The organism is Caballeronia sp. DA-9 (assembly GCF_051615025.1).
Classification (GTDB): Bacteria; Pseudomonadota; Gammaproteobacteria; order Burkholderiales; family Burkholderiaceae; genus Caballeronia; species Caballeronia sordidicola.
Genome location: NZ_CP195133.1, coordinates 528,330 through 551,550 on the forward strand (window position 1 = coordinate 528,330; position 23,221 = coordinate 551,550).

15 protein-coding genes are annotated in these 23,221 nt (G+C 62.2%); 3 read left to right on the top strand and 12 right to left on the bottom strand.

The features are described from left to right. Positions 1 to 5: 5 nt before the first annotated feature. The 6 genes from proC to ACRWA7_RS18680 all read right to left on the bottom strand — a co-directional run bounded on the left by proC (position 6) and on the right by ACRWA7_RS18680 (position 7,192). A complete protein-coding gene (gene proC, locus ACRWA7_RS18655) occupies positions 6 to 818 on the bottom strand; it encodes a pyrroline-5-carboxylate reductase (RefSeq protein ID WP_438395400.1) in 813 nt (270 codons plus the stop codon). 18 nt (positions 819 to 836) lie between these two features. Continuing rightward, the gene (locus ACRWA7_RS18660; protein WP_438395401.1) at positions 837 to 1,538 is read right to left on the bottom strand and encodes a YggS family pyridoxal phosphate-dependent enzyme; all 702 of its coding nucleotides are present in this window, start codon (positions 1,536 to 1,538) and stop codon (positions 837 to 839) included. 81 nt (positions 1,539 to 1,619) lie between these two features. Further along, positions 1,620 to 2,846, bottom strand: a complete 1,227-nt coding sequence (gene glcF, locus ACRWA7_RS18665) for a glycolate oxidase subunit GlcF (RefSeq protein WP_438395403.1) — start codon at positions 2,844 to 2,846, stop codon at positions 1,620 to 1,622. Between the two features lie 17 nt (positions 2,847 to 2,863). Further along, on the bottom strand, positions 2,864 to 3,952 hold the full coding sequence (gene glcE, locus ACRWA7_RS18670; protein WP_438396690.1) for a glycolate oxidase subunit GlcE: 1,089 nt from the start codon (positions 3,950 to 3,952) through the stop codon (positions 2,864 to 2,866). Positions 3,953 to 4,146: 194 nt separating this feature from the next. Next, positions 4,147 to 5,640: an FAD-linked oxidase C-terminal domain-containing protein gene (locus tag ACRWA7_RS18675; protein WP_438395404.1), complete on the bottom strand. Its 1,494-nt coding sequence runs from the start codon at positions 5,638 to 5,640 to the stop codon at positions 4,147 to 4,149. A gap of 136 nt (positions 5,641 to 5,776) precedes the next feature. Continuing rightward, entirely contained in the window at positions 5,777 to 7,192 is a 1,416-nt protein-coding gene (locus tag ACRWA7_RS18680) for an FAD-binding oxidoreductase (RefSeq protein ID WP_060858877.1), read from the bottom strand. 181 nt (positions 7,193 to 7,373) lie between these two features. Between ACRWA7_RS18680 and ACRWA7_RS18685 the strand changes: the two genes are divergently transcribed. Beyond that, a complete protein-coding gene (locus ACRWA7_RS18685) occupies positions 7,374 to 7,925 on the top strand; it encodes a cob(I)yrinic acid a,c-diamide adenosyltransferase (protein ID WP_438395405.1) in 552 nt (183 codons plus the stop codon). Between the two features lie 42 nt (positions 7,926 to 7,967). Here the strand turns inward: ACRWA7_RS18685 and aroG are convergent, their stop codons facing one another. The 4 genes from aroG to ACRWA7_RS18705 form a co-directional block, all read right to left on the bottom strand. Further along, complete coding sequence (gene aroG, locus ACRWA7_RS18690; protein ID WP_438395407.1) at positions 7,968 to 9,041, bottom strand: 3-deoxy-7-phosphoheptulonate synthase AroG; 1,074 nt, start codon at positions 9,039 to 9,041, stop codon at positions 7,968 to 7,970. Positions 9,042 to 9,432: 391 nt separating this feature from the next. Beyond that, entirely contained in the window at positions 9,433 to 10,899 is a 1,467-nt protein-coding gene (gene tldD, locus ACRWA7_RS18695) for a metalloprotease TldD (RefSeq protein ID WP_060858856.1), read from the bottom strand. Positions 10,900 to 11,037: 138 nt separating this feature from the next. Then, positions 11,038 to 11,871: a carbon-nitrogen hydrolase family protein gene (locus ACRWA7_RS18700; RefSeq protein ID WP_438395409.1), complete on the bottom strand. Its 834-nt coding sequence runs from the start codon at positions 11,869 to 11,871 to the stop codon at positions 11,038 to 11,040. 87 nt (positions 11,872 to 11,958) lie between these two features. Beyond that, complete coding sequence (locus ACRWA7_RS18705) at positions 11,959 to 16,221, bottom strand: YhdP family phospholipid transporter (RefSeq protein WP_438395411.1); 4,263 nt, start codon at positions 16,219 to 16,221, stop codon at positions 11,959 to 11,961. Between the two features lie 206 nt (positions 16,222 to 16,427). Here ACRWA7_RS18705 and glnE point away from each other — a divergent pair, with 206 nt between their 5' ends. Then, positions 16,428 to 19,226, top strand: a complete 2,799-nt coding sequence (gene glnE, locus ACRWA7_RS18710; protein ID WP_438395412.1) for a bifunctional [glutamate--ammonia ligase]-adenylyl-L-tyrosine phosphorylase/[glutamate--ammonia-ligase] adenylyltransferase — start codon at positions 16,428 to 16,430, stop codon at positions 19,224 to 19,226. A 52-nt stretch (positions 19,227 to 19,278) separates the two neighbouring features. Here glnE and recN read toward each other — a convergent pair whose 3' ends face one another. Next, entirely contained in the window at positions 19,279 to 20,934 is a 1,656-nt protein-coding gene (recN, locus tag ACRWA7_RS18715; protein WP_438395413.1) for a DNA repair protein RecN, read from the bottom strand. A gap of 7 nt (positions 20,935 to 20,941) precedes the next feature. Further along, entirely contained in the window at positions 20,942 to 21,844 is a 903-nt protein-coding gene (locus ACRWA7_RS18720) for an NAD kinase (protein ID WP_060858861.1), read from the bottom strand. 231 nt (positions 21,845 to 22,075) lie between these two features. Between ACRWA7_RS18720 and hrcA the strand changes: the two genes are divergently transcribed. Then, positions 22,076 to 23,092, top strand: coding sequence for a heat-inducible transcriptional repressor HrcA (gene hrcA, locus ACRWA7_RS18725; RefSeq protein WP_056356176.1), 1,017 nt, complete (start codon positions 22,076 to 22,078; stop codon positions 23,090 to 23,092). Positions 23,093 to 23,221 lie beyond the last annotated feature (129 nt).

Genomic DNA, 23,221 nt, shown 5'->3' on the forward strand with positions numbered 1-23,221 from the left:
AAACGTCAAGCGTTGCCAAGTTCAGCGCCCATCTCTTTAGCCCGTGCATTGGCGGCCAGCGCGCCGCGAACGATCGCATCCTTCACGCCCTGGGCGTCGAAGGAAGCCAGCGCTGCTGCTGTCGTGCCGCCTTTGGACGTTACGCGTTCGCGCAGCACGCCGGGCTGTTCACCCGATTGCGCCGCCAGCTGCGCCGCGCCAGTGAACGTGGCTATGGCAAGCGCGCGTCCTTGCTCTTCGTCCATGCCGAGCTGGCGCGCAGCTTCCTGCATGGCTTCGATGAAATAAAACACGTACGCCGGGCCACTGCCCGAAATGGCGGTGACGGCGTCGATCTTCGCTTCGTCCTCGAACCACACGGTCTCGCCAACCGCTTCCAGCACTTTCGACGCCAGCGCCTTCGCCGTATTGTCCACGCCGGGCAGCGCGGCGAGGCCTGTCACGCCCATGCCGATCAATGCGGGCGTGTTCGGCATTGTTCGCACGATTTGCGTGTAGCCGCCGAGCCAGCGCGAGAGATCGGCGGCGCGAATGCCGGCAGCAATGCTGATCACCAGTTGCTTCGACAACACCGGCTGCAACGCACCGGCCACGTCCTTCAAGACCTGCGGTTTGACCGCGAGCAGGATGGCGTCGTAACCGCCGAGCGTGGAATCGATCGATGCTCCTGTCGGCGCGCCGAACTCCTTTTCCACGCGTGTGCGCGCTTCTTCGCCCGGATCGACCACATAGAGATCCGCCGCCGCCACGCCGCGCTTGATCAAGCCGCCGATCAGCGCCGACGCCATGTTGCCGCCACCAATAAACGCAATTTTCATAGTGAGTTCGGTAAGGGTTTAGTGAGAGTAATCACGCGCGCCGAAAATCGCGGTGCCGACGCGAACCATGGTCGCACCTTCCAGGATCGCCGCTTCAATATCCGCCGACATGCCCATGGAAAGCGTATCGAGTTCGAGTCCGTCCGCGCGCAAGCTGTCCATGAGTTCGCGCAAGCGCCGGTGCGGCATGCGTTGTTCATCGAGCGATCCGGCGGGTTCGGGAATCGCCATCAGGCCGCGCAGCTTCAGATTGGGCAGCGCGGCGATTGCGTGCGCGAGCGCCAAGGCATCGCCCGGCGTCACGCCGCTTTTGGATTCCTCGCCGCTGACGTTCACTTGCAGGCAGACGTTGAGCGCCGGCATGCCGGCCGGGCGCTGCGCCGACAAGCGTTCGGCGATCTTCAACCGGTCGACCGAATGGACCCAGTCAAAATGTTCGGCGACCACCTTCGTTTTGTTCGACTGCAACGGGCCGATGAAATGCCACTGGATCTCGTGGCGCAAATCGGCCAGTTCGGCGATTTTTGCGACAGATTCCTGCACGTAGTTCTCGCCGAACGCACGTTGCCCCGCGTTGAAAGCGGCGCGGACATCGTCAGCAGGAAATGTCTTCGATACCGCCAGCAACGCCACCGGGGAAGGATCGCGCGAAGCAGCGGCAGCCGCTTTCGCAATGCGCTGGCGGACTTCGTCGAGATGACGGGCTATGTGTGAGGGCATGGGATCGGACGCCGCAATGAAGGAAGGCAGAGGTCCGATTATACGGACGCGGCGCGGCTGCAAGGCACGCGCCGGCGAGCGTTAGCCATACAGCAGATGTTCTACGAGCTGAATCCAGTGGACCACGGGCGTCGACGTGCCGCTTTGCAAATGCGCGATGCACCCCACGTTCGCCGACAGGATCATCTGCGGTTCCAGCTTTTCGAGCTTGTCGAGTTTCTGGTCGCGCAACGTGTACGATAGTTTTGGCTGCAGCACCGAATACGTTCCGGCTGAACCGCAACACAAGTGGTTATCGGCGGGAAGGTGGACTTCCATGCCGAGCGCCGTCAGCAGATTTTCCACGCGCCCGCGAATCTGCTGGCCGTGCTGTAGCGTGCACGGCGGATGAAATGCCACGGTGTGGACGGCGCGCCGCCGCACCATTGCACTCAGTTCGTCCTCGAATTGCGGCAGGATTTCGGCGAGATCGCGCGTCAGGTCCACAATCCGCGCGGCTTTCTCAGCGTACGCCGGATCGTTGCGCAGCAGATGCGCATATTCCTTCACGGTCGCGCCGCAACCGGAAGCGTTCATCACGATCGCCTCAACGCCGGCTTCAACGTATGGCCACCATGCGTCGATGTTGTTGCGCACGTCGTCCAGCGCATTCTCGTTATAACCAAGATGCAGGCGGATCGCGCCGCAGCATCCCGCGTCCGGCGCAATCAGGATCTGGATGCCCAATGCGTCGAAGACACGCGCTGTCGCCGTATTTACGTTCGGCATCATGGCGGGCTGGACGCAACCCGCGAGCATCAGCATCTTGCGCTCATGGATGCTGGTCGGCATGGCGAGCGGCCGCTGCGGGACAGGCACTTTCGTGCGCAAGGTCTTCGGCAAGAGCGGCCGGAATTGCTGCCCGAGCTTCATGGCAGGCGTAAAGAGCTTGCTGTTCGGCAGGAAATTCGCCAGCAGTTTGCGCTGCACGCGCTGGCCGAACGGCCGCTCGACTTTCTCCTCCACGATCTTCCTGCCAATCTCGACCAGCCTTCCATATTGCACGCCCGAAGGGCACGTGGTTTCGCAATTGCGGCACGTGAGGCAGCGGTCCAGATGAAGCTGCGTGCTGCGCGTGACGGGCGCGCCTTCCATCATTTGCTTCATCAGGTAGATGCGGCCGCGCGGGCCATCGAGTTCATCGCCGAGAATCTGGTAGGTCGGACAGGTCGCCGTGCAGAATCCGCAATGCACGCACTTGCGCAGGATGGCTTCGGCTTCGTCGCCGTCGGCCGTATTGCGCAGGAAATCGGCGAGATTGGTTTGCATTGCGTAGGTCGGTGAGCTTAGAAATCGGGGTAAAGGCGGCCGCGATTGAAGATGCGCGCGGGATCGAATGCAGCTTTGAGGCCGCGGTGGATTTTCATCATGGGCGCGGTAAGCGGCGTGAAGACGCCGGCATTGCGGTCGTATAACGCGCCCGAGCGAAAGATCGTCGCATGGCCGCCTGCCTGCTTCGCGCTGATGCGCACGGTCTGCGCGTCGGTGTCGGTGATCCACCAGCGTTGCGCACCGCCCCATTCCATCAGATGCGGGCCGGCGAGATGCATGGGTTCGGCAATCGATGGCAACGACATTCGCCACAAAGCCGATTTCGGCGGCAGCACCGTGAAAAACGGATCGGACTGTTCGCGCAGGCCGCACCAGAAACGATCGGCTTCGACGGCATCGACCACTTCGCCGCCGAGCGCGGTGCGCGCCGATTTCACCGCCGCTTCCGCTCCGCCCAGCCGCAACGCAAGCGTGTGGTCGCGCCACGCACTGCCGGTCAGCGGCAACGGATGGCCGCCCCATTCGTTGAGCTTGCGCACGGCGTCGGTGTCGTTCATTTCGAACTTGAGCGTGATTTCGGCGACGGGTTTCGGCAGCACTTTCACCGATACCTCCAGGATCATCCCGAGCGTTCCGAGCGACCCGGCGAGCAACCGCGAGACGTCGTAGCCGGCAACGTTCTTCACGACCTGTCCGCCGAAATGCAGCACATGCCCCTGGCCGTTCATTACCACGGCGCCCAGCAGGAAATCACGCGGCGCACCCGTTGCCGCACGCCGCGGCCCGGCGAGTCCGGCGGCAATGCAGCCCCCGATGGTTGCATCGTGGCCAAAATGCGGCGGTTCGAACGGCAGCATCTGGTTGCATTCGTCGAGCCGCGCTTCGATTTCACGCAGCGGCGTGCCGGCCTTCGCGGTGATCACGAGTTCGGCCGGATCATGTTCAATAATCCCGCTGTGGGCGCGTGTATCGATTATTTCGCCTTGCAGCGCTTGCCCGTACCAGTCCTTCGTTCCGCCGCCGCGAATCCGCAACGGCGTGTTGCTCGCGGTCGCGGCGCGCACGCGCTCGGACCAGCTCGCGACAATGTCTTCCTCGATCATGATGTCCCGCGTGTGATGGCTTGCCATAGGGTTGGCCGCATGGGTTGGCCGTATGGCTCGTTTTGTGGTGCCCAAGGTCAGTGTATCGGCGCGTGCTGGTAAGGCCACTCGTATAAACGTGGATATGTTTTCCGCCTCGAAACGCCCGCCGCCGCTGGAAGCGGATGTTTAGACACGGCCCATAAACACGTTGCCTAAAAACGCGGGAGTTCGGGATGCGGCAGCAAACCACTGCGTATGTGCATTTTTCCGTACTCGGCGCAGCGCGCGCGCGTGGGAATGCCTTTGTCCGGATTGAGCAGGCCCGGGGGATCGAAGGCGCGTTTGATCGCATGGAACGTGTCGCGTTCTTCCGGCGAAAACTGCACGCACATGGAATTGATCTTCTCGATTCCCACGCCGTGCTCGCCCGTCACCGTTCCACCCAGTTCTACGCACGCTTCCAGAATGTCCGATCCAAACGCTTCGGCGCGGTGCCATTCGTCGAGATCGTTGCCATTGAAGAGAATCAGCGGATGCATGTTGCCGTCGCCGGCGTGGAACACGTTCATGCATCGCAGCGCGTATTTGACTTCCATTTCTTCGATACGCGCAAGCAACGGCCCGATCTGGCGGCGCGGCACGGTGCCGTCCATGCAGTAGTAATCCGGCGAGATACGCCCGGCCGCCGGAAACGCATTCTTGCGGCCCGACCAGAATTTCAGCCGCTCGGCTTCGGAGCGTGAAATCTGGATGCGATTCGCGCCGAACTCGCGCAACACCGCCGTCATGCGGACGATCTCCTCCGACACTTCGTCTTGCGTGCCATCGGATTCGCACAGCAGGATCGCCTTGGCTTCGAGGTCGTAACCCGCCTTGACAAACTCTTCCACGGCGCGCGTCGCGGGTTTGTCCATCATTTCGAGGCCCGCCGGAATGATGCCCGCCGCGATGATCGCCGCGACCGCGTTGCCGCCCTTCACCACGTCGTCAAAACTCGCCATGATGACCTGCGCCGTCTGCGGCTTTGGAATCAGCTTGACGGTGATCTCGGTGACGATCGCGAACATGCCTTCGCTGCCAATCAGTACCGCGAGCAGGTCGAGTCCGGGTGCGTCCAGCCCGAGCGAACCGAATTCCAGAATGTCGCCTTCCATCGACACAGCCCGCACCCGCATCACGTTGTGACACGTCAGGCCATATTTGAGGCAATGCACGCCGCCGGAATTTTCGCTGACGTTGCCGCCGATCGTGCACGCAATCTGCGACGAAGGATCGGGCGCGTAGTAAAGGCCATAGGGCGCGGCGGCTTCGGAAATGGCGAGGTTGCGCACGCCCGGCTGTACGGTCGCGGTGCGTGCGTACGGGTCCACTTCCATGATCTTGCGAAAGCGCGCAAGGGAAACCACGATGCCATGCCGAATCGGCATGGCGCCGCCGGACAAGCCCGTACCGGCGCCGCGCGGCACGATGGGCACGTCGAGCCGCGCGCAAATCTGCACAACGCGCTGAACCTGTGCTTCTGTTTCCGGCAATGCAACGGCGAGGGGCAATCGTCTATAGGCGGCGAGCCCGTCGCATTCATACGCGGCCGTGTCTTCCTCGCGATACAGCAGGCAATGCGTCGGCAATACGGCCATCAGCGCCTGGACCACTTCGCGCTGACGTTGCGCGAGCACTTCCGGCGAAAGCTCGGCGGGTGCGTTCATGTTTCCTCCCCGGCGGTGTGTGCTTTGGAGCATTTCCAACAGCAGAGCGCCTGATCTTGCACCTCGGCGTCCCCGCCGTCGATTGGGCTAATTACGGGGACGGACCGCGTTTTCCCTAAGGTTCTCAGGGTATCGATCAAGCGTCGAACGCGAAGATCTTGCCCGGATTCATCAGGTTGTTGGGATCGAGCGCGTGTTTGAGCGAGCGCATCACGCTGATGGCGTCCTCGCCGTGTTCCTCGATCATGAACTGCATCTTGTGCAGCCCCACGCCGTGCTCGCCCGTACACGTCCCACCCATGCGAAGCGCGCGCTGCACGATCCGATGGTTGATGCGTTCCGCTTCTTCCAGCTCTTCCGGCCTGGCGGGATCGAGCAGCATGGCGACATGGAAATTGCCGTCGCCGACATGGCCGACAATCGGGCAGGGCAGCGTGCTCGCCTTCAAGTCCTGTTCCGTTTCGATCACGCATTCGGCCAGGCGCGAAATCGGCACGCACACGTCGGTCGTCACGGCGCGGCAGCCCGGTTTCAGTTGCAGCATCGCGAAGTAGGCGTTGTGACGCGCGTTCCAAAGACGGCTGCGATCTTCCGGGCGCGTCGCCCACTCGAAATCCGTGCCGTGGTTTTCCGCGATGATTCCCTGCACCGTTTCAGCCTGCTCCTGCACGCTGTTTTCCGTGCCGTGGAATTCGAAGAACAGCATCGGTGATTCGCGGAAATTCATGTTCGAGTGGCGGTTGATCGAGCGGACGGCAAGCGAATCCAGGAATTCGACGCGCGCCACCGGCACGCCCATCTGAATGGTTTCGATGGTCGCGCGCACGGCGTCGGCCATCGACGGAAACGCGCACACGGCCGCCGACACGGCCTCCGGTTGCGGATAAAGCCGCACGGTGATTTCGACGATCACGCCGAGCGTGCCTTCCGAGCCCACGAACAAGCGCGTCAAGTCGTATCCCGCCGACGATTTGCGCGCTCGCGTGCCGGTCTTGATGACGCGTCCGTCGGCCAGCACAACGGTCAGCCCGAGCACGTTTTCGCGCATGGTTCCGTAGCGCACGGCGTTCGTGCCCGACGCGCGGGTCGCCGACATTCCGCCGATGCTCGCGTCGGCGCCCGGATCGATTGGGAAGAACAGGCCAGTGTCCTTCAACGCCTCGTTCAACTGCTTGCGCGAAATGCCGGGCTGGACGGTGACAGTGAGGTCTTCGGCGTCTATCGATAAAACCCGGTTGAGGCCGGACATATCGATGGACACGCCGCCTTGCACGGCCAGCAGATGACCTTCCAGCGACGAACCGTTGCCGTAGGGGATCACCGGCACGTTATGTTCGGCGCAGAGCTTCACCACCGCCTGGACATCTTCCGTGCTGGTCACGAACACAACCGCGTCGGGCAATTGCGGATCGAACGGCGATTCGTCGCGTCCGTGATGCTCGCGCACGGCGGTCGTGGTCGAGACGCGCTCGCCAAAAGCGGTTTTGAGCGCATCGAGCAAGGCGGCGGGAAAGGCACGGCGGACGGCAATAGGCGGGACGGGATGGTTCACGGCATGTCTCCGGACATCTTTATGGCGGACGTTGGGATGCACGAAATCCGGCGCTGGCATGCGGGATTCATGCGTTTTATGCGTCTATTTTACGCCGATACCCCAAGTCCAGCCGACGCCCGCCCAATGCCATAATGAACGCGGACGCTGACCGGCGTTCGCGTGCAACCTGGAGAACATCATGGGCAATCGCCTGAGCAAGATCGCCACGCGCACCGGCGACGACGGCACCACCGGTCTGGGCGACGGCAGCCGCGTGCAGAAAGACGACGCGCGCATTGCAGCAATCGGCGACGTGGATGAACTGAATTCGCAGATCGGCGTGCTGCTGTGCGAAAAGCTTCCAGACGATGTCCGCGCCGCACTGGTCGACATCCAGCACGATCTTTTCGACCTTGGCGGCGAGCTCTGCATTCCCGGCCATTCCATGATTGAAGAGGCGCATCTTGCGCGTATCGATACATGGATTGGCGAGTACAACGCCAACCTGCCGGCGCTGAAGGAGTTCATTTTGCCGGGCGGGTCGCGCGCGGCAGCGCTTGCCCACGTTGGCCGGACGATCTGCCGGCGCGCGGAACGTTCGATCGTGGCGCTTGGCCGCGTCGACAGGATCAATGCCGAGCCGCGGAAATATGTGAACCGGTTATCGGATCTGCTGTTCGTGCTGGCGCGCGTGCTGAACCGCGCGGATGGCGGATCGGACGTGTTGTGGAATCACGAGCGCAAGCTCTGAAGTAAAAAGGCTGCGAGCCTGTCTTCGCAGCCTTCCTCGTTTTCAGTTGCCGTTCCCACGTGCCACACGGCGCTGCTTCACGGCGGCGGCCAAGCCTTCCAGCACGCCCAGGCTGTCTTCCCAACTGATGCACGCGTCGGTCACGCTCTGGCCGTACGTCAACTCGCAACCTTCCTTCAGGTCCTGACGTCCTGCAACCAGGTTCGATTCCACCATCACGCCGACAATCCGCTCGTCGCCGCCGGCAATCTGCTTGCCAATGTCGGCGCAAACCGGGATCTGGTTCTCATGCTTCTTCGAACTGTTGGCGTGGCTTGCGTCGATCATCAGGCGGGCCGCCAATCCTGCCTTGCCGATATCACTGCATGCCGCGTTGACGCTTTCGGCATCGTAGTTTGGCGCCTTGCCGCCACGCAGGATGATGTGGCAATCCTCGTTGCCAGCCGTCGACACAATCGCCGAGTGGCCGCCCTTCGTTACCGAGAGGAAATGATGCGGCTGCGACGCGGCCTTGATGGCGTCCACGGCGATCTTCACGTTGCCGTCCGTGCCGTTCTTGAAGCCAACCGGACACGACAGCCCCGAAGCCAGTTCGCGATGCACTTGCGATTCCGTCGTCCGCGCGCCGATTGCGCCCCACGAAATCAGGTCCGCGATGTACTGCGGGCTGATCATGTCGAGGTATTCGGTGCCGGCCGGAAGACCCAGTTCGTTGATGTGCAGCAGCAATTCGCGGGCGGTGCGCAGACCGTCGTTGATCTTGAAGCTGTTGTCCATGTACGGGTCGTTGATCAGGCCTTTCCAGCCGACCGTTGTTCGCGGTTTCTCGAAATACACCCGCATCACTATCTCGAGCTCGCCCGCGAAGCGCTTGCGCTGTTCGACCAGCCGGCCCGCGTATTCGATGGCTGCCTTCGTGTCGTGGATCGAGCACGGCCCGATGATCACGATCAGCCGGTCTTCCATGCCGTGCAGGATGCGATGCATCGACTGGCGCGAGTTGTAGATGAGATTCGAAACGGGCTCGGCGCAGGCGAACTCGCGGATCAGGTGAGCGGGGGGCGTCAGTTCTTTCAATTCGCGGATTCGGACATCGTCGGTGTTGTGCGGGGGCATGCTGGTTCTCCAGGAACTCGGTTTAGTGCTGTATTCGAAGTGATGAAACAAAAAGGCATAAAAAAAACCGCCAGACTCGGCTGGCGGTTTTTCGGGAAACTTGGGTTCAGCACAAACGACTCACCCCTCTCGATCCGCCAGCGGCTTGAGATACCAAAAGAAGTAAAAATAAAACTTGGCGGACATGAGGTTTGTGTCGTTTGGTAAAAATTGAACGTCTGGCTTTATAACCTTAAACCTGCCCGGCTGGCAAGTTGCACGGTATCAAAATGCGGACAATCCGCGTCATGAAGGCCATTTCCGCACGAATTGCGTGAATCTCGTGCGGATTTCCCGCATGCCGCGCTCACTTCCAACGTGTGGCGCGGCGCGCGAAAAGTCGCGAAATACATCAAACCGTGCCGCCCACCGTCATTTTCTCGATGCGCAGTGTCGGCTGGCCAACCCCGACCGGCACACTCTGACCTTCCTTGCCGCACACGCCCACGCCGCCGTCCAGCGCCATGTCGTTGCCGATCATGGTCACGTACTTGAGCGACTCTGGGCCACTGCCGATCAGCGTCGCGCCCTTGACCGGATACGTGATTTTGCCGTTTTCGATCATGTACGCTTCCGACGCCGAAAACACGAATTTGCCGTTGGTGATGTCGACCTGGCCGCCGCCGAAATTCACCGCGTACAAACCGTTTTTCACCGACGCCAGAATCTCGCCCGGGTCTTTATCGCCGTTGAGCATGTACGTGTTGGTCATGCGCGGCATGGGGAGCGCCGCATACGACTCGCGCCGCGCGTTGCCCGTGACCGGCATTTTCATCAGGCGCGCGTTGAGCGAATCCTGGATGTAGCCCTTCAGGATGCCGTCTTCAATCAGTGTGGTGCACTGCGTGGGATTGCCTTCGTCGTCTATATTGAGCGACCCGCGGCGGTTGGGGATCGTGCCGTCATCGACGACCGTGACGCCTTTTGCCGCCACCCGCTCGCCAATACGACCCGCAAACGCCGACGACCCCTTGCGATTGAAATCGCCCTCGAGTCCGTGGCCAATCGCTTCGTGCAGCAGCACGCCGGGCCAGCCCGGCCCGAGAACGACGGTCATGGCGCCAGCGGGCGCTGGTCGTGCGTCGAGATTCACGAGCGCCGCATGCACGGCCTGATCAACGTAGGTGGACAGGATTTCGTCGGTGAAATAGCCGTAGTCGTATCGTCCGCCGCCACCGCCGCTGCCAATCTCGCGGCGTCCGTCCTTCTCCGCGATCACCGTCACGGAAACGCGCACGAGCGGACGGATATCCGCTGCCAGCGCGCCGTCGCTGCGCGCGACCAGCACCACGTCGTATTCGCCCGCGAGACCGGCCATTACCTGGACAATGCGCGGGTCACGGCCGCGCGCCATCTGCTCCACGCGTTCCAGCAATTTCACCTTGGCGGTGGCGTCGAGGGAAGAAAGCGGATCGGAGGGCAAATACAGGTCGCGGCCAAACACGCCAGTCAGCGAACTTGCCGACTTGACCTTGTGCTTGCCGCCGCCCGCTTTCGCAATCGCGCGCGTGGCGACGGCCGCCTGGCGGATGGATTCCGCCGATAAATCGTCCGAATACGCGAACGCCGTCCGGTCGCCCGACACGGCGCGCACGCCCACACCCTGATCGATGCTGAAACTGCCCGATTTGACGATGCCTTCCTCCAGGCTCCACGCTTCGCTGCGCGTGGACTGGAAATAGAGATCCGCGTAGTCGACGCGGTGCGTAAAGATCTCCGCCAGCGTGCGGGTAATCGTGGATTCGTCGAGGCCATAAGGCGTCAGAAGAATCTCTTTCGCAGTGGCGAGATTTCGGATGCCGGGTTCGATGATGTTCATTCGTTGCCTGTGGCGAAGTCTGTTGAGATTAAAAGCATTCTAACGTCGGAGTATTTATGCCACACCCTGGCCAAATGGAGGGGTACTCCGGAAAAAACAAGCCAACCAAACAAGCTAGCCCTGTAATCAATCACCGGCTTAGCCCAGCACTCGGTGGCGAAAGGCCGGCAGGCTCTGCCGGACGGATGCAATGCGCGCTTTATCGATGTTTCCGGCAGCCACGCCGGGACCTTCTTCGACCACAGCCACAATCTCGCCCCAAGGGTCGATCAGCATGCTGTGGCCCCACGTCCGGCGGCCGTTCTCGTGCTTTCCGCCTTGCGCGGCGGCGAGCACGTAGCACTGGTTTTCGACCGCGCGCGCCTTGAGCAGGGTTTCCCAGTGCGCCTCGCCGGTTGTGTACGTGAATGCGGACGGCACGACCATCAACGCGCAATCGCCCATTTTTCTGTATAGCTCGGGAAAGCGCAGGTCGTAGCACACGGACAATCCGACCTGTCCGAATGGCGCTTCAAACGTACGCACTTCATTGCCCGGGCAAATGGTGCGGGCTTCGTCGAAGGATTCCGTGCCCTTTTCAAAATTGAACAGATGAATCTTGTCGTAGCGTGCGACCTGCTTGCCGGTGGGATCGAAGACGAGGGTGGTATTCAGCACGCGCTCGGCTTCCTGCGACTCCAGCGGCAAAGTCCCGCCAATCACCCACACTCTATGTTCGTGTGCCGCGTCCGATAAAAACTGCTGGATCGGCCCATGCCCCGGCGTTTCGCGAATCGCGAGCTTGTCCGTGTCCTTGAAACCCATGAAGCAGAAGTACTCCGGCAGCAGCACGAGTTGCGCACCATCGCGCGCCGCCTCGGCGATCAGCCGTCCCGCTTCGGCAATATTGCGCTCGCGATCAGGCGCGCTGACCATTTGCAGCGCGGCGACGCGGAAGGAGTCTGGAGTGCTTTCGCTTGATCTTTCGCTCATGTCAGCCTTCGTGTCGGCCTTCCAAAAAGGGGCGCGATGAATGATCGGCGTTGCTGGCCCACGGCCTCTGAAACGAAATGAATCCGCTCAATTTGCCACGGCTGCAGCGGGAGTTTCGATCTTACCCTGATCGCCTTTGACCCGCTGAATGACGGGTTTCGACCACGGGCCGGTAATGGAATAGTCGATGGTGAACGCCTTGCCAATCGACTTCGACAACACCAGGTCCCCCGCCAGCGTGGCGAGGCCAAGCAGCGGATTGATCACGGCCGCGCCTATCGCCACGGCGCCCGCGCTGATTGTCGGGACAACCTTTGCGTGCATGTCCTGTGTTTGCTTCGGCAAATCGACGAGGCCCGTCAGTTCGACACGCGCCGGCGCCGTGATCATCTTCAAATCGTTCGTGCGCGCGATGCCATCCTGCACGGTTCCCGTCCCTGTGATCTTCTCGAAGGGCAATCCCTTGCCGACGACATCCTGGAAATTCAGCGTGAGAAAGTGCGCGAGACTTTGCAGGCTGAATACGCCGAGCCATTTCGCGGCCGCCGCGTTCTTGACCTTCAGGATCTGGCCATGTTCCAGGTCGACGGCGACTTTTCCGTTGAGCGTAGGCATATCGATCGCGGCAGGGCTGCCGTCCCAGCCGAGTTGGCCCGAGACCGTTCCCTTGCCGTTCTTCACGGTCTGCGGCAAGCCCATGCGCTCGACAAGCGAGCCGGCATCGAGAATATCCAGCTTGAAATCGACTGCGGTGCGACGCGGGCCGTCGTCGTCGGTATCGGTTTGGGTTTGAGCAGGCGATGCGCCCGGGTTCGCGATCGTGCGCCAGTTGGCCGTGGCGGAAAGCTTCGCGTCCGGGTTCGTGAGGTCGAGCTTGTCCAGATGCCAGACCGGCACGCCGTCTTCCACGTCGTTGCGCGCGTTGACTTCCAGGCGTCCAAGCGTCCGCTCACGCACCACCAGTTCGTTCACGATCAAGTCGATGGACGGCATGTTGTTCGGCGGCGGCTTGCGGATCATTTGCCCGACCAGGTCGTTCTCGGTCTTGTTGGGAATCACCACCTTGGCAAAACGCGCCTGCAACGCGCCGGGACTTTCGCGGGTCGCGCCCGGCATCCATTCGACATACCCGGACACCTGATTGGAAGCAATGTTCGCCTGCCATTTCCGGTCGTCCGCGCCAGCGCCGCGCGTGGCGCCCACGGCGACGTTTTCCCAGCGCCGCGCAAGCAGCTTGAGCGTGGCGAAATGCAATGCCACGCGGTCGGGCAGGAACTCCTTCGCGATCGCGGCCGGCGTCTTTCCGCCGGGTAACTGCGCGGGTTGCTGAACTGGTTGCTTAATTGCTTGCGGTGCTGGCATGGGACCCAGATCGGCAATGGTCTTGCGCCAAGCGTCGGCGTCGAGTTCGTCCAGATCGACCGCTGCGGTCACGCCCTCGGCGGGAAGATCCGCAGGCTTGTTCACTCCGATGGCGCCTCGCTCCACGACCGGCGCCGCTTTGCCTTCGCGCCTGAGCAGGTAGTGCGCGTTGATTGGCCCGAGCGTCAGCTTCGCGTCGTGTTCCTGCTGCGATCCGGCAACGGGCGCAAAGGTGAACGTGAATGGCATCGGCGTGCCTTGAGCCTTGTTGAACGGCGCGGGGAAGTCCAGGCCAAGGCCGGTCAGATCGGACTGTGCCTCCACGCGCGGCAACGCGTTTTTCACGCCGCGCACGTGCAGGTCGTAGGGCGCGGTGCCGCTGAGATGTTTCAGGAGCGCGACCGTCTGCGCCTGATTGCGCAAATTGAGGCTCTGGGCCGCGTCCGCGCCAATGCGGCCGGTGACGTCGAACGCGTAGCTTCCGTCGGGTTTCACGCCGCCCGTGCCGCGTACGTCGCCGCCAAGGAACTTGCCCGTGATGCCATCGAGAGAAGCCGTCTTTTCACCGAAACTCGCGCGCCCCTTGAGATTCGATAAAGGCGGAAACGCCGCATATTCGAGATCGTTTCCAGTGAACGTGAGCGAGCCTTTGTAGCCCACGCGCTGGCGCTGGCCGGGCGGCGGAGCGACACGTGGAATCAGCAGTTGCAACGCGAGCGTGGCGTCGCCGGTTGCGCGAATTTTTGTTGCGACATGCTGCGAAAGCGAACCGAGCGAACTGTCTTCCACGTAGCGCAGCATGTCGGTGATCGGGCCATGCGCGTCGGCGTCGATCACGAGTTTCGATTCGCGATTGCCCAGGTCTTCAATGCGTCCGGTCGTCTTGCGCACGCCGACGCCGAGATAATGACCGCGCGTGATATCGAAGCCGAGCTTGTTTTCGGCCAGATGAAATGTCCCGTCTATGCCATCGAAAGCCGGCCATTGATTCGGCGTGCCGTTCGCCATGGTCCGCGGCGGGAAGGGCGTGGGCTCGAACTTGCCGCCGCTGAAAGGCGCGACGATACGGAACTTGCCGGCATCGGGGAAACGGGAATAGGGGAATTTCGTCAGGTCGCCGTGAATCTCGATGGTGCCATTGCGCGAAACGCCTGCCTGCAACGCGTGCCCGAGATAAACCCGTACCTTCTCGCTGATGCTGGTCGGCAGATAGTTGATCAAACGCGTCACGTTCAGATATTCGGCGGTCGCCTTCAGATCGAGCGAACCGCGTCCTTCGCCTTCGTTCCGGTAGTCGGCTGTGGCGCGGGCTTCCGCATCGGCGTTCTTCACGTGCAGGTCGGCAACGTGCGCCGTGATCGCCTTGTGCGGCTTGCCCGGCGCGGCGGCGACGGTCCAGGTCACATGGCCGTCGATCTGGTCCAGAACCAGGCGCGGGTTATCGAAGACGCCGGGAAGGGTGATCGCGGTGTTCTTTGTATCGATGACCGCGCTGCCGTGGTCCTGATCCGCGTCGATTCTTCCCCACAGGTTTTCCACGCCAGGAATCCCGGCGCGCGGATGGTTGTTCACCGTCAGGCCGGGCGGCGGTTCCTGCGCGAGCACGCTCACGCCGTGAAGGTCGCCCTTGATGGTGTATCGCGTGGGCGGCTCCGTGCCTTTCTCGCGCTGCTCCTGCGCTTGAGCCGCCGTAGTGGGCGCGGGACGTTCGGTTTCCAGCGCGTAGTTGGCGATCTGGCCACGCGGATCGAAGCGGATCAGATCGTTCTGCACTTTCGCGGGCAACGGCAGCGCGCGCATGAATTCGCCGAGAATGCCGAGATCCACGAAGTCGCCCGATACGCCGAACTTCTGCCCGAGATTCACGGTTGCCACGCGATATTTGCCGGTCAGCGTATGCATGGCGAGCAGCCGCGACACAGGCGTGCCGTCGGGCATGGGCTTCTGTCCGAGTTCCGCCTGGAGGTTGGCGAGGTGCAGCGTGTACTCGTGGTCCTCGAGCGCCAGATCCCAGTTGAATTTGGCGATGGGCATGTCCAGGCGCGGCTGCGTTGGGCGGACCCGCAGCGCGATATCCGAGCCGGTCAGGTCGCCGCCCGCCGTCTTTAGCTTGCCGCCGGCGAAGTCGAGCCAGATGCGGTTGTCGAAGCGTCCGCTGTAGGTTGCAAACGGCATCTTCACGTAGCGCGCGAGCATGGGCAGGTCGACCGGTCCCGTCGACAGATAAGCGTCTCCGGTCCAGTTCTCCGGACGGCCCGCCACGCTGAACAGCGTGTGGCGGAAATCCGCGCGGAAATCGAGCGGGCCGTGCAGCACGTCGCCGTCCGGCGGTGCTTGCAGTGCAAGCCGGTGACGCTGGCCGTCGGTGAGAATGGCGAGCTTGATGCGCTTGAGCGCGAGTTCCGGCGCGCCGAGTTGCGCGTCGTGCCACCGCAGCGTGCCGTTACGCAGCACGATGGCTTGCTGGCTCAGGAGCCAGGTCATGAACGTATTGTTGCCGGTGCGCTTCGACGGAATCTGCACGCCGGCCACGCTGAACGTGCCGTCTTTATTGCGCGCGATGATGACGTCGGGTCCATCGACGCTCAGGTTGGACAACACCGGAATGGGCCCGAGCAGCGAGCGCCACGCCAGCGTCGCGCTCGCGTGCGGGACAGCGAGGCCGGGCGAACCATCGGCTGCGTCAATACGCAGGTTGTCGATATCGAATGAAGGCTGCAGTCCGGACCATCTCGCCGTGATGCGCCCGAGACGCAATTGCGCGTGAATTTTCGCCGATACCATCTGTTCGATGCGCGGCCTGAACGCATCGATTTCGGGCAGCACGGCGTAACGCAGGACGAGGTAGATGCCGGCGACCGCGAAATACACCACGGCAACGGCCACCAGAAGGACTTTGAGCGCCCGCGCCAAAACGCGCTCGACTCGACCGCCAAGCTTCATTGGTACAGCTTCGGGCAGGTCGGCAAATTCCTTTTGGTCGGACATGCGGCGGTGGGTCGGCGATATGGTAGGTTTTCGAGATTTGACGTGGAAATGTAACACAGCGCGCAGTTCAAAAAACTGCGGGGAGACGCTACCATGCGCCCGCCAAGCCGCGCCGGATGGACCTTTCCCCTTTCGCGCACTTTGTCACAAAAGCCCCGGCGGACTGCCGGACACGTTTTACGAGCAATGACTGAGCCCGACCTTTCATGACCGACGCCGATCCGCCGAATGTGCTGCTGAGCACCAGCGCTTCCAACTACGCGGCGCGCTTGTACGCCGCGCGTCCCGAACTTCCGGTGCAGGTGGCGAAATGGTCGCAGGCGCCGGTTCGCCGCGCGTGGATCGAGGAGCGCCTGGACGCGTTGTGCGACGTTTGCGTTGGCGGCGCCCGGTTCGACGAAGCCAGGCTCAAGACCGCATTGCGCAAGCTCCGGGGCGAAGTTTTCTGCACGGTGATGGAACGCGATCTGGCTGGTCTCGCCGATGTAGCCGAAGTCACCGGCGCCATGACCGATCTTGCCGAGTTGACGATTCAGCGGGCGCTGGCGGTGTTGTCGGCGGATCTGGAAACGACGTTCGGCGAGCCGCGCGGGCCCGATGGACAACGCCTGACGCTCGGCGTGGTGGGCATGGGAAAACTCGGTGGACGTGAGTTGAACGTGTCGTCGGATATCGACTTGATCTTTGTCTACGAAGACGATGGCGAAACGATGGGCGGCGAGCGCGCGGCTTTATCGACGCAGGAGTATTTCACGCGGCTCGGGCGCAAGCTGATCGGCGCGCTGGCCGAGGTGACGGAGGACGGTTACGTCTTTCGCGTCGACATGCGCCTGCGTCCAAACGGCGACGCCGGTCCGCTGGCTTGCGGACTTGGCATGCTCGAAGAGTATTTCTACGTGCAGGGCCGCGAGTGGGAACGCTATGCGTGGATCAAGGGGCGGCTGGTGTCGGAGGGGACAAGCGAAGCGGCGCAACGGCTCGCGAAGCAACTCGAAGCGTTGTCCACGCCGTTCATCTACAGACGGTATCTGGACTATGGCGTGATCAGCGCCATCCGTTCGCTGCATGTCCAGATTCGCCAGGAAGCGCAGCGCCGTGCCTCCATGCGCCCCGACAAAGCCGACGACATCAAGCTCGGCCGCGGCGGAATTCGCGAGATTGAATTCAGCGCGCAGGTTTTCCAGTTGATCCGGGGCGGCCAGATCGCCGATCTACGGATTCGTCCGACCTTGTCCGTGCTGAGCCGGGCAGAGGCGCACGGGCTGATATCGGCGGCGGTGTGCCGCGAACTTACCGAGGCGTACCTGTTTCTGCGCAAGCTCGAACACCGGCTGCAATATAGAAACGACGCGCAGACCCACGCCATGCCGGTCTCGCCAGAAGATCGCGCGGCGGTCGCTGGCGCGATGGATTTCCCTGATTACGATGCCCTCAAGGACGCACTGGAAGCGCATCGGGCGCGCGTCGCGCTCCAGTTCGACCAGATTTTCGCCGACAAGGTGAATGGCGACGGCGGCTGCGCCGTGGCGGAAGATTCGGCGGCATCGTGGGTCTGGAGCAGCGCGCTCGGCGACGACAGCGCCGAAGCGCAATTGCTGGAACGCGTGACGGAACTCGGTTTCACCGACGCGCCCGCTGTGCTCGCGCGCCTGCGCAGCGTGTGGACATCGACGCGATACGAAGGCTTGCCCGAGCGCAGCCGCGAACGCTTCGACATCATCGCGCAGCGCGCGCTCGAATCCGCCCAGAAGGCGCAGCCGCCCGAGCGGCGCGGCGACACCATCGCGCGCCTCTTCGATCTGCTCGAAGCGGTCAGCCGGCGCGGCGCGTACCTCGCGTTGTTGACCGAATATCCGGCGGCGCTCGAGCGCGTGCTGGCGGTGCTGGGCGCATCGCGCTGGGCCGCGGGTTACTTGATCCGGCATCCGCAGCTTCTGGACGAACTGCTCGACGACGAAGTCATTTCCAGCCCATTCGACTGGCAGGCATTCCGCACGGCGTTGCGCGCGCAAATGGCCGCCGCCGATGGCGCCGAGCAGCAAATGGACTTGCTGCGGCATGCGCATCAGGCCGAAGTGTTCCGCATTTTGCTGATCGACTTGAGCGGCAAGATCACGGTCGAACATGTGAGCGACTTGCTGTCGGCGCTCGCCGATGCGGTGCTCGACGTCACCATGGAAACCGTATGGGCGCAGTTCCCGAAGCGCCATCGCGACGTGCCGCGCTTCTCGGTAATCGCTTACGGGAAGCTGGGCGGCAAGGAACTGGGCTATGCGTCGGACCTTGACCTGATCTTTCTCCACGACGACCCCGACGATTCCACAAGCGATATCTACGCCATGTTCGCGCGCCGTCTGGTCACGTGGCTCACAACGGCAACGGGCGCCGGCACGTTATTCGATGTCGATCTGCGTTTGCGTCCGAACGGCGAATCCGGCTTGCTGGTGACGAGCCTGGAATCGTTCCGGCGCTACCAGATTCGTGAAGGCGATGCCGCGAATACGGCCTGGGTGTGGGAGCATCAGGCGTTGTCGCGTGCGCGTTATTGCGCCGGCGACGCCGGGATCGGCGCGCATTTCGAAGCGATTCGCGCGCACGTCCTGACCATGCCGCGCGACGCCAGTGCCCTCGCGCAGGAAATTGTCGCGATGCGCGAGCGCGTGTATGCCGGACATCCGAACAAAAGCAAGCTCTTCGATCTGAAACATGATCGCGGCGGGATGGTGGATATTGAATTTATCGTGCAGTTCTGGGTGCTGCTGCACTCGCGCGAAGACGGCGAATTTGTGCGCAATCTCGGCAATATTTCGCTGTTGGGTCACGCCGCCCGATTTGGCCTGATGAGCGCCGCCGAGGCTGAAACAGTGGCCGCGGCTTATCGGCGCTACAGGAAGTTGCAGCACACGCTCAGGCTCGATGGGATGGAAAAGGCGCGTGTGGAACCGGATGTGGTCGCGGCGGAACGGGAAGCGGTCGGCGGGCTTTGGAGGCGGGTTTTCGGGTAAGTCAGTAAGTTGGTTTGCCGCTCTGACCAGTCGCCATGGCAGAGCGGCAATGTCACGCCGCCAGCATTTCCTTTGCATGCTTGCGCGTAGTGGCCGTGATTTCCAGCCCGCCCAGCATGCGCGCGACTTCTTCCACGCGTTTCGATTTATCCAGCGGCGTAACAGTGCTGACCGTACCGCCCGCCGAATCGCCGGTCTTCGCTACCTGAAAGTGGTGATCGCCGCGCGCCGCGACTTGCGGCAAATGCGTGACGCACAGCACTTGCCGGTCGCGCCCGAGCTGATGCAGTAAACGCCCGACAACTTCCGCGACACCTCCGCCAATTCCGGTATCCACTTCATCGAAAATCAACGTGGGTGTCGGGCTGGCCGTGCTCGCAATGACCGCCAGCGCGAGACTGATCCGCGCGAGTTCCCCGCCCGATGCGACTTTCGCCAGCGGCCGTAGCGTCACACCTGCATGACCCGCCACGCGGAATTCGATCTGCTCAAGTCCGTACGCGCCGCCTTCGGCGAGCGGCACGAGCGCGACTTCGAAACTCCCGCCGATCATCGACAATTCCTGCATTCCCTGGGTGACTGCCTTGCCCAGCGACTTCGCGGCCTTCGCGCGCGCCTTCGATAAGACCGTCGCTTCGGCCAGATAAGCCTCTTTCGCTTTCGATACGGCGGCGCGCAATGCGTCGAGATCGGTGGCGGCATCGAGCGCGGCCAATTGGCTGCGCCGCTGCGCATGTTCTTCCGGCAACGCTTCCGGTTGCATCCGGAACTTGCGCGCGGCCGAATGCAATTGATCCATCCTGTGCTCGACCTGCGCCAAACGGTTCGGATCGAGTTCCAGCCGCTGGGCGTAATGCGACAGCGAATAGGACGCTTCCTGTAGCTGGATTTCGGCAGGTTCGAGCGACGCCAGTACGTCCGCAAGCGCGGGGTCGATGTCAGCCAGGCCGCGCAGCCGGGACACAATGGCGGCAAGCTGCGTGATCATGGCTTCGTCCGACTCTGACAGTGCGTTCAATGCGCCCTGAACGCCATCGATCAAGCTCGCCGAATGCGACAGCCGATGATGCTCCGCGCTCACTTCCTCCCACTCGCCTGGCTGCGGCGCGAGCTTGTCGAGCTCGCTCAGTTGCCACGCGAGGCGCTCGCGTTCCAGTTGCAATTCGCGATCGCGGTTTTGCGCCAGTTCCACGGCGTGGGTTGCGTCACGCCAGACCCGATGTGTCCTGGCCACTTTTTGCGCGGTCTCCAGCAGTCCGGCGTGGGTATCGAAGAGTTCGCGCTGCGCGTCGGGGCGCATCAGAAGCTGATGTGCGTGCTGGCCATGAATATCGACGAGCATTTCGCTCAACTCGCGCAATTGCACAAGGGTAGCCGGCGTGCCGTTGATGAAGGCCCGCGAGCGGCCGCCGGAATCCACCACGCGCCGGAGCATGACCGTGTCGCCGTCTCCCGTCGCGAGCGCATGCTCGTCGAGCCACTGCACGACTTGCTGGTGCGTGGAAAACTCGGCGGTGATGTCCGCGCGCGCTTCACCGGTGCGCACGATGCTGGCGTCGGCGCGAGCACCGAGCGTAAGCGCGAGGGCGTCGATAAGAATCGATTTGCCCGCGCCGGTTTCACCCGAAAACACGGTGAAGCCGCGCTCGAACTCAAGGTCGAGCGCGGAAACAATGACGAAGTCCCGAATCGATAAATGGCGGAGCATGGGCGTCTTAGAGTTTCGAAGCGTCTTCGTGCGAGGGATATTCGTTCCAGTGCAGCTTCTTGCGCAGTGTGGCGTAGTGGCTATATCCCACCGGATGCAGCACGGGCACGGTATGCCGCGAACGCCGCACTTGTATTGTGTCGTTCAGTTCCACGGCGGTGAACGACTGCATGTCGAAGTTCACGTTCACGTCCCGCCCGCCGATGATCTGGATTTCAACGCTCGAATCGTCAGGCAGGACGATCGGCCGGTTGGAAAGCGAATGTGGCGCAATGGGCACGAGCACGAATCCGCCCAGTTGCGGGTGCAGGATCGGGCCAGCGGACGAGAGCGCGTAAGCAGTCGATCCGGTTGGGGTAGCCACGATCAACCCGTCGGAGCGCTGGTTGTACATAAAGCGGCCATCCACGGAAACATGCAGTTCCGCCATGCCTGAAAAGCCGCTTCTATTCACCACGACGTCATTGAATGCCAGCGCGTGGTAGATCGGCAGGCCGTCCCGGACGATGCGTGCTTCGAGCAAGGTCCGCTCTTCGCGCTCAAAACTGCCAGCCAGCATTTGTGGAACGAGTTCCTGCATTTCGGCGAGCGTAATGTCCGTGATGAAGCCGAGCCGTCCGTGATTCACTCCAATGAGGGGTGTGCGGTACGGCGCCAGTTGCCGGCCGATGCCAAGCATGGTGCCGTCGCCGCCCAGCACGACCGCCACATCCGCGCGGGCGCCGATCTCGGGCGCGGTCAACGCCGGATAGTCGGTCACGCCGACTTCCTGAGCCGTTTCGGCTTCGAACACGACGTTGAACCCGCGCTTCACGATGCAAGCGGCGAGCGCCGTCAACGGCTCCCTGATGCCGGGCGTATTGTTGCGCCCTACGAGCGCGACGGTCTTGAATTGGGTGCCAATATCCATGGCGGCATTACACCATAGGTGAGTGTTGAAAAGAACCGTGGGCCAGGTCCGGGTTGCCTTGAGCTTGCCTTGGCGACGGTCCTCCTGTGCTGCGCCCCGGCGTTTCGCAGAATTCTCGTTAGAATGATGTGCAACATGAATTGATGACGAATGAATGAAAAAGGGGCGTTCCCTTTTGTTTCTTCAGTCATCGCGCTCGCTGCGCCCACCACGTTGAGCTAAAATTTCCCCATGCTAGACCCACGTGCCCAGACCCTCCTCAAAACGCTGATCGAGCGATACATCGCCGAAGGTCAGCCGGTCGGTTCTCGCACACTGTCGCGTTACTCCGGCCTCGAACTCAGCCCGGCCACCATCCGCAACGTAATGTCGGATCTGGAGGACCTCGGGCTGGTCGTGAGTCCGCACACCTCGGCGGGCCGGATTCCGACGCCTCGCGGCTACCGGCTCTTCGTGGACACCATGCTGACCGTCGAAACCACCGACGACGAAGCCATGACCTCCGCGGTCAAGATCAAGCTGCAAGGCGGCGAACCGGCGAAGATCGTGGCGGCTGCCGCGAGCGTCCTGTCGAACCTGTCGCAATTCGCGGGCGTCATTCTCACGCCGCGCCGCAGCCACATGTTCAAGCAGATCGAGTTCATGCGGCTGTCCGACAAGCGCATTCTGCTGATCATCGTCACGCCTGAAGGTGACGTTCAAAACCGAATCATGGCGACCCAGCGTGACTATTCGCCGTCGCAACTCACCGAGGCGTCGAACTATATCAACGCGAATTTCGCCGGTTTGTCGTTCGACGAAGTGCGCCGCCGACTTCGCGAGGAAATCGACGCGCTTCGCGGCGACATGACCACGCTGATGCAGGCAGCGGTGGCCGCGAGCGTTGACGAAACCGATCCCGGCGAGACCTTGCTGATTTCCGGCGAGCGCAATCTGCTGGAAGTGGCGGATCTTTCCTCCGACATGGCGCGGCTGCGCAAGCTTTTCGACGTGTTTGACCAAAAGACGAGTCTCCTTCAATTACTCGACGTGTCGAGCCACGCGCAAGGCGTGCAGATATTCATTGGCGGCGAGTCGAATCTCGTGCCAATCGAAGAAATGAGCGTGGTCACCGCGCCCTATGAAGTGAACGGAAAGATTGTCGGCACGCTTGGTGTGATCGGACCCACGCGCATGGCGTACAACCGCGTCATTCCAATAGTCGATATCACCGCGCGGCTTTTGTCCCTCTCGCTCAGCCAACAATAAGACGGTCCCGCAAGGGCGGGTAAATCCCGCCACCTCCGTCCGACAACCCATCTTGCCCCGTCGCAAGCCGCTGCGCCACTAGGCCGTTCGGCCGATGTTGCGTTCCGAAACGCGCCGCTATAATGGGTT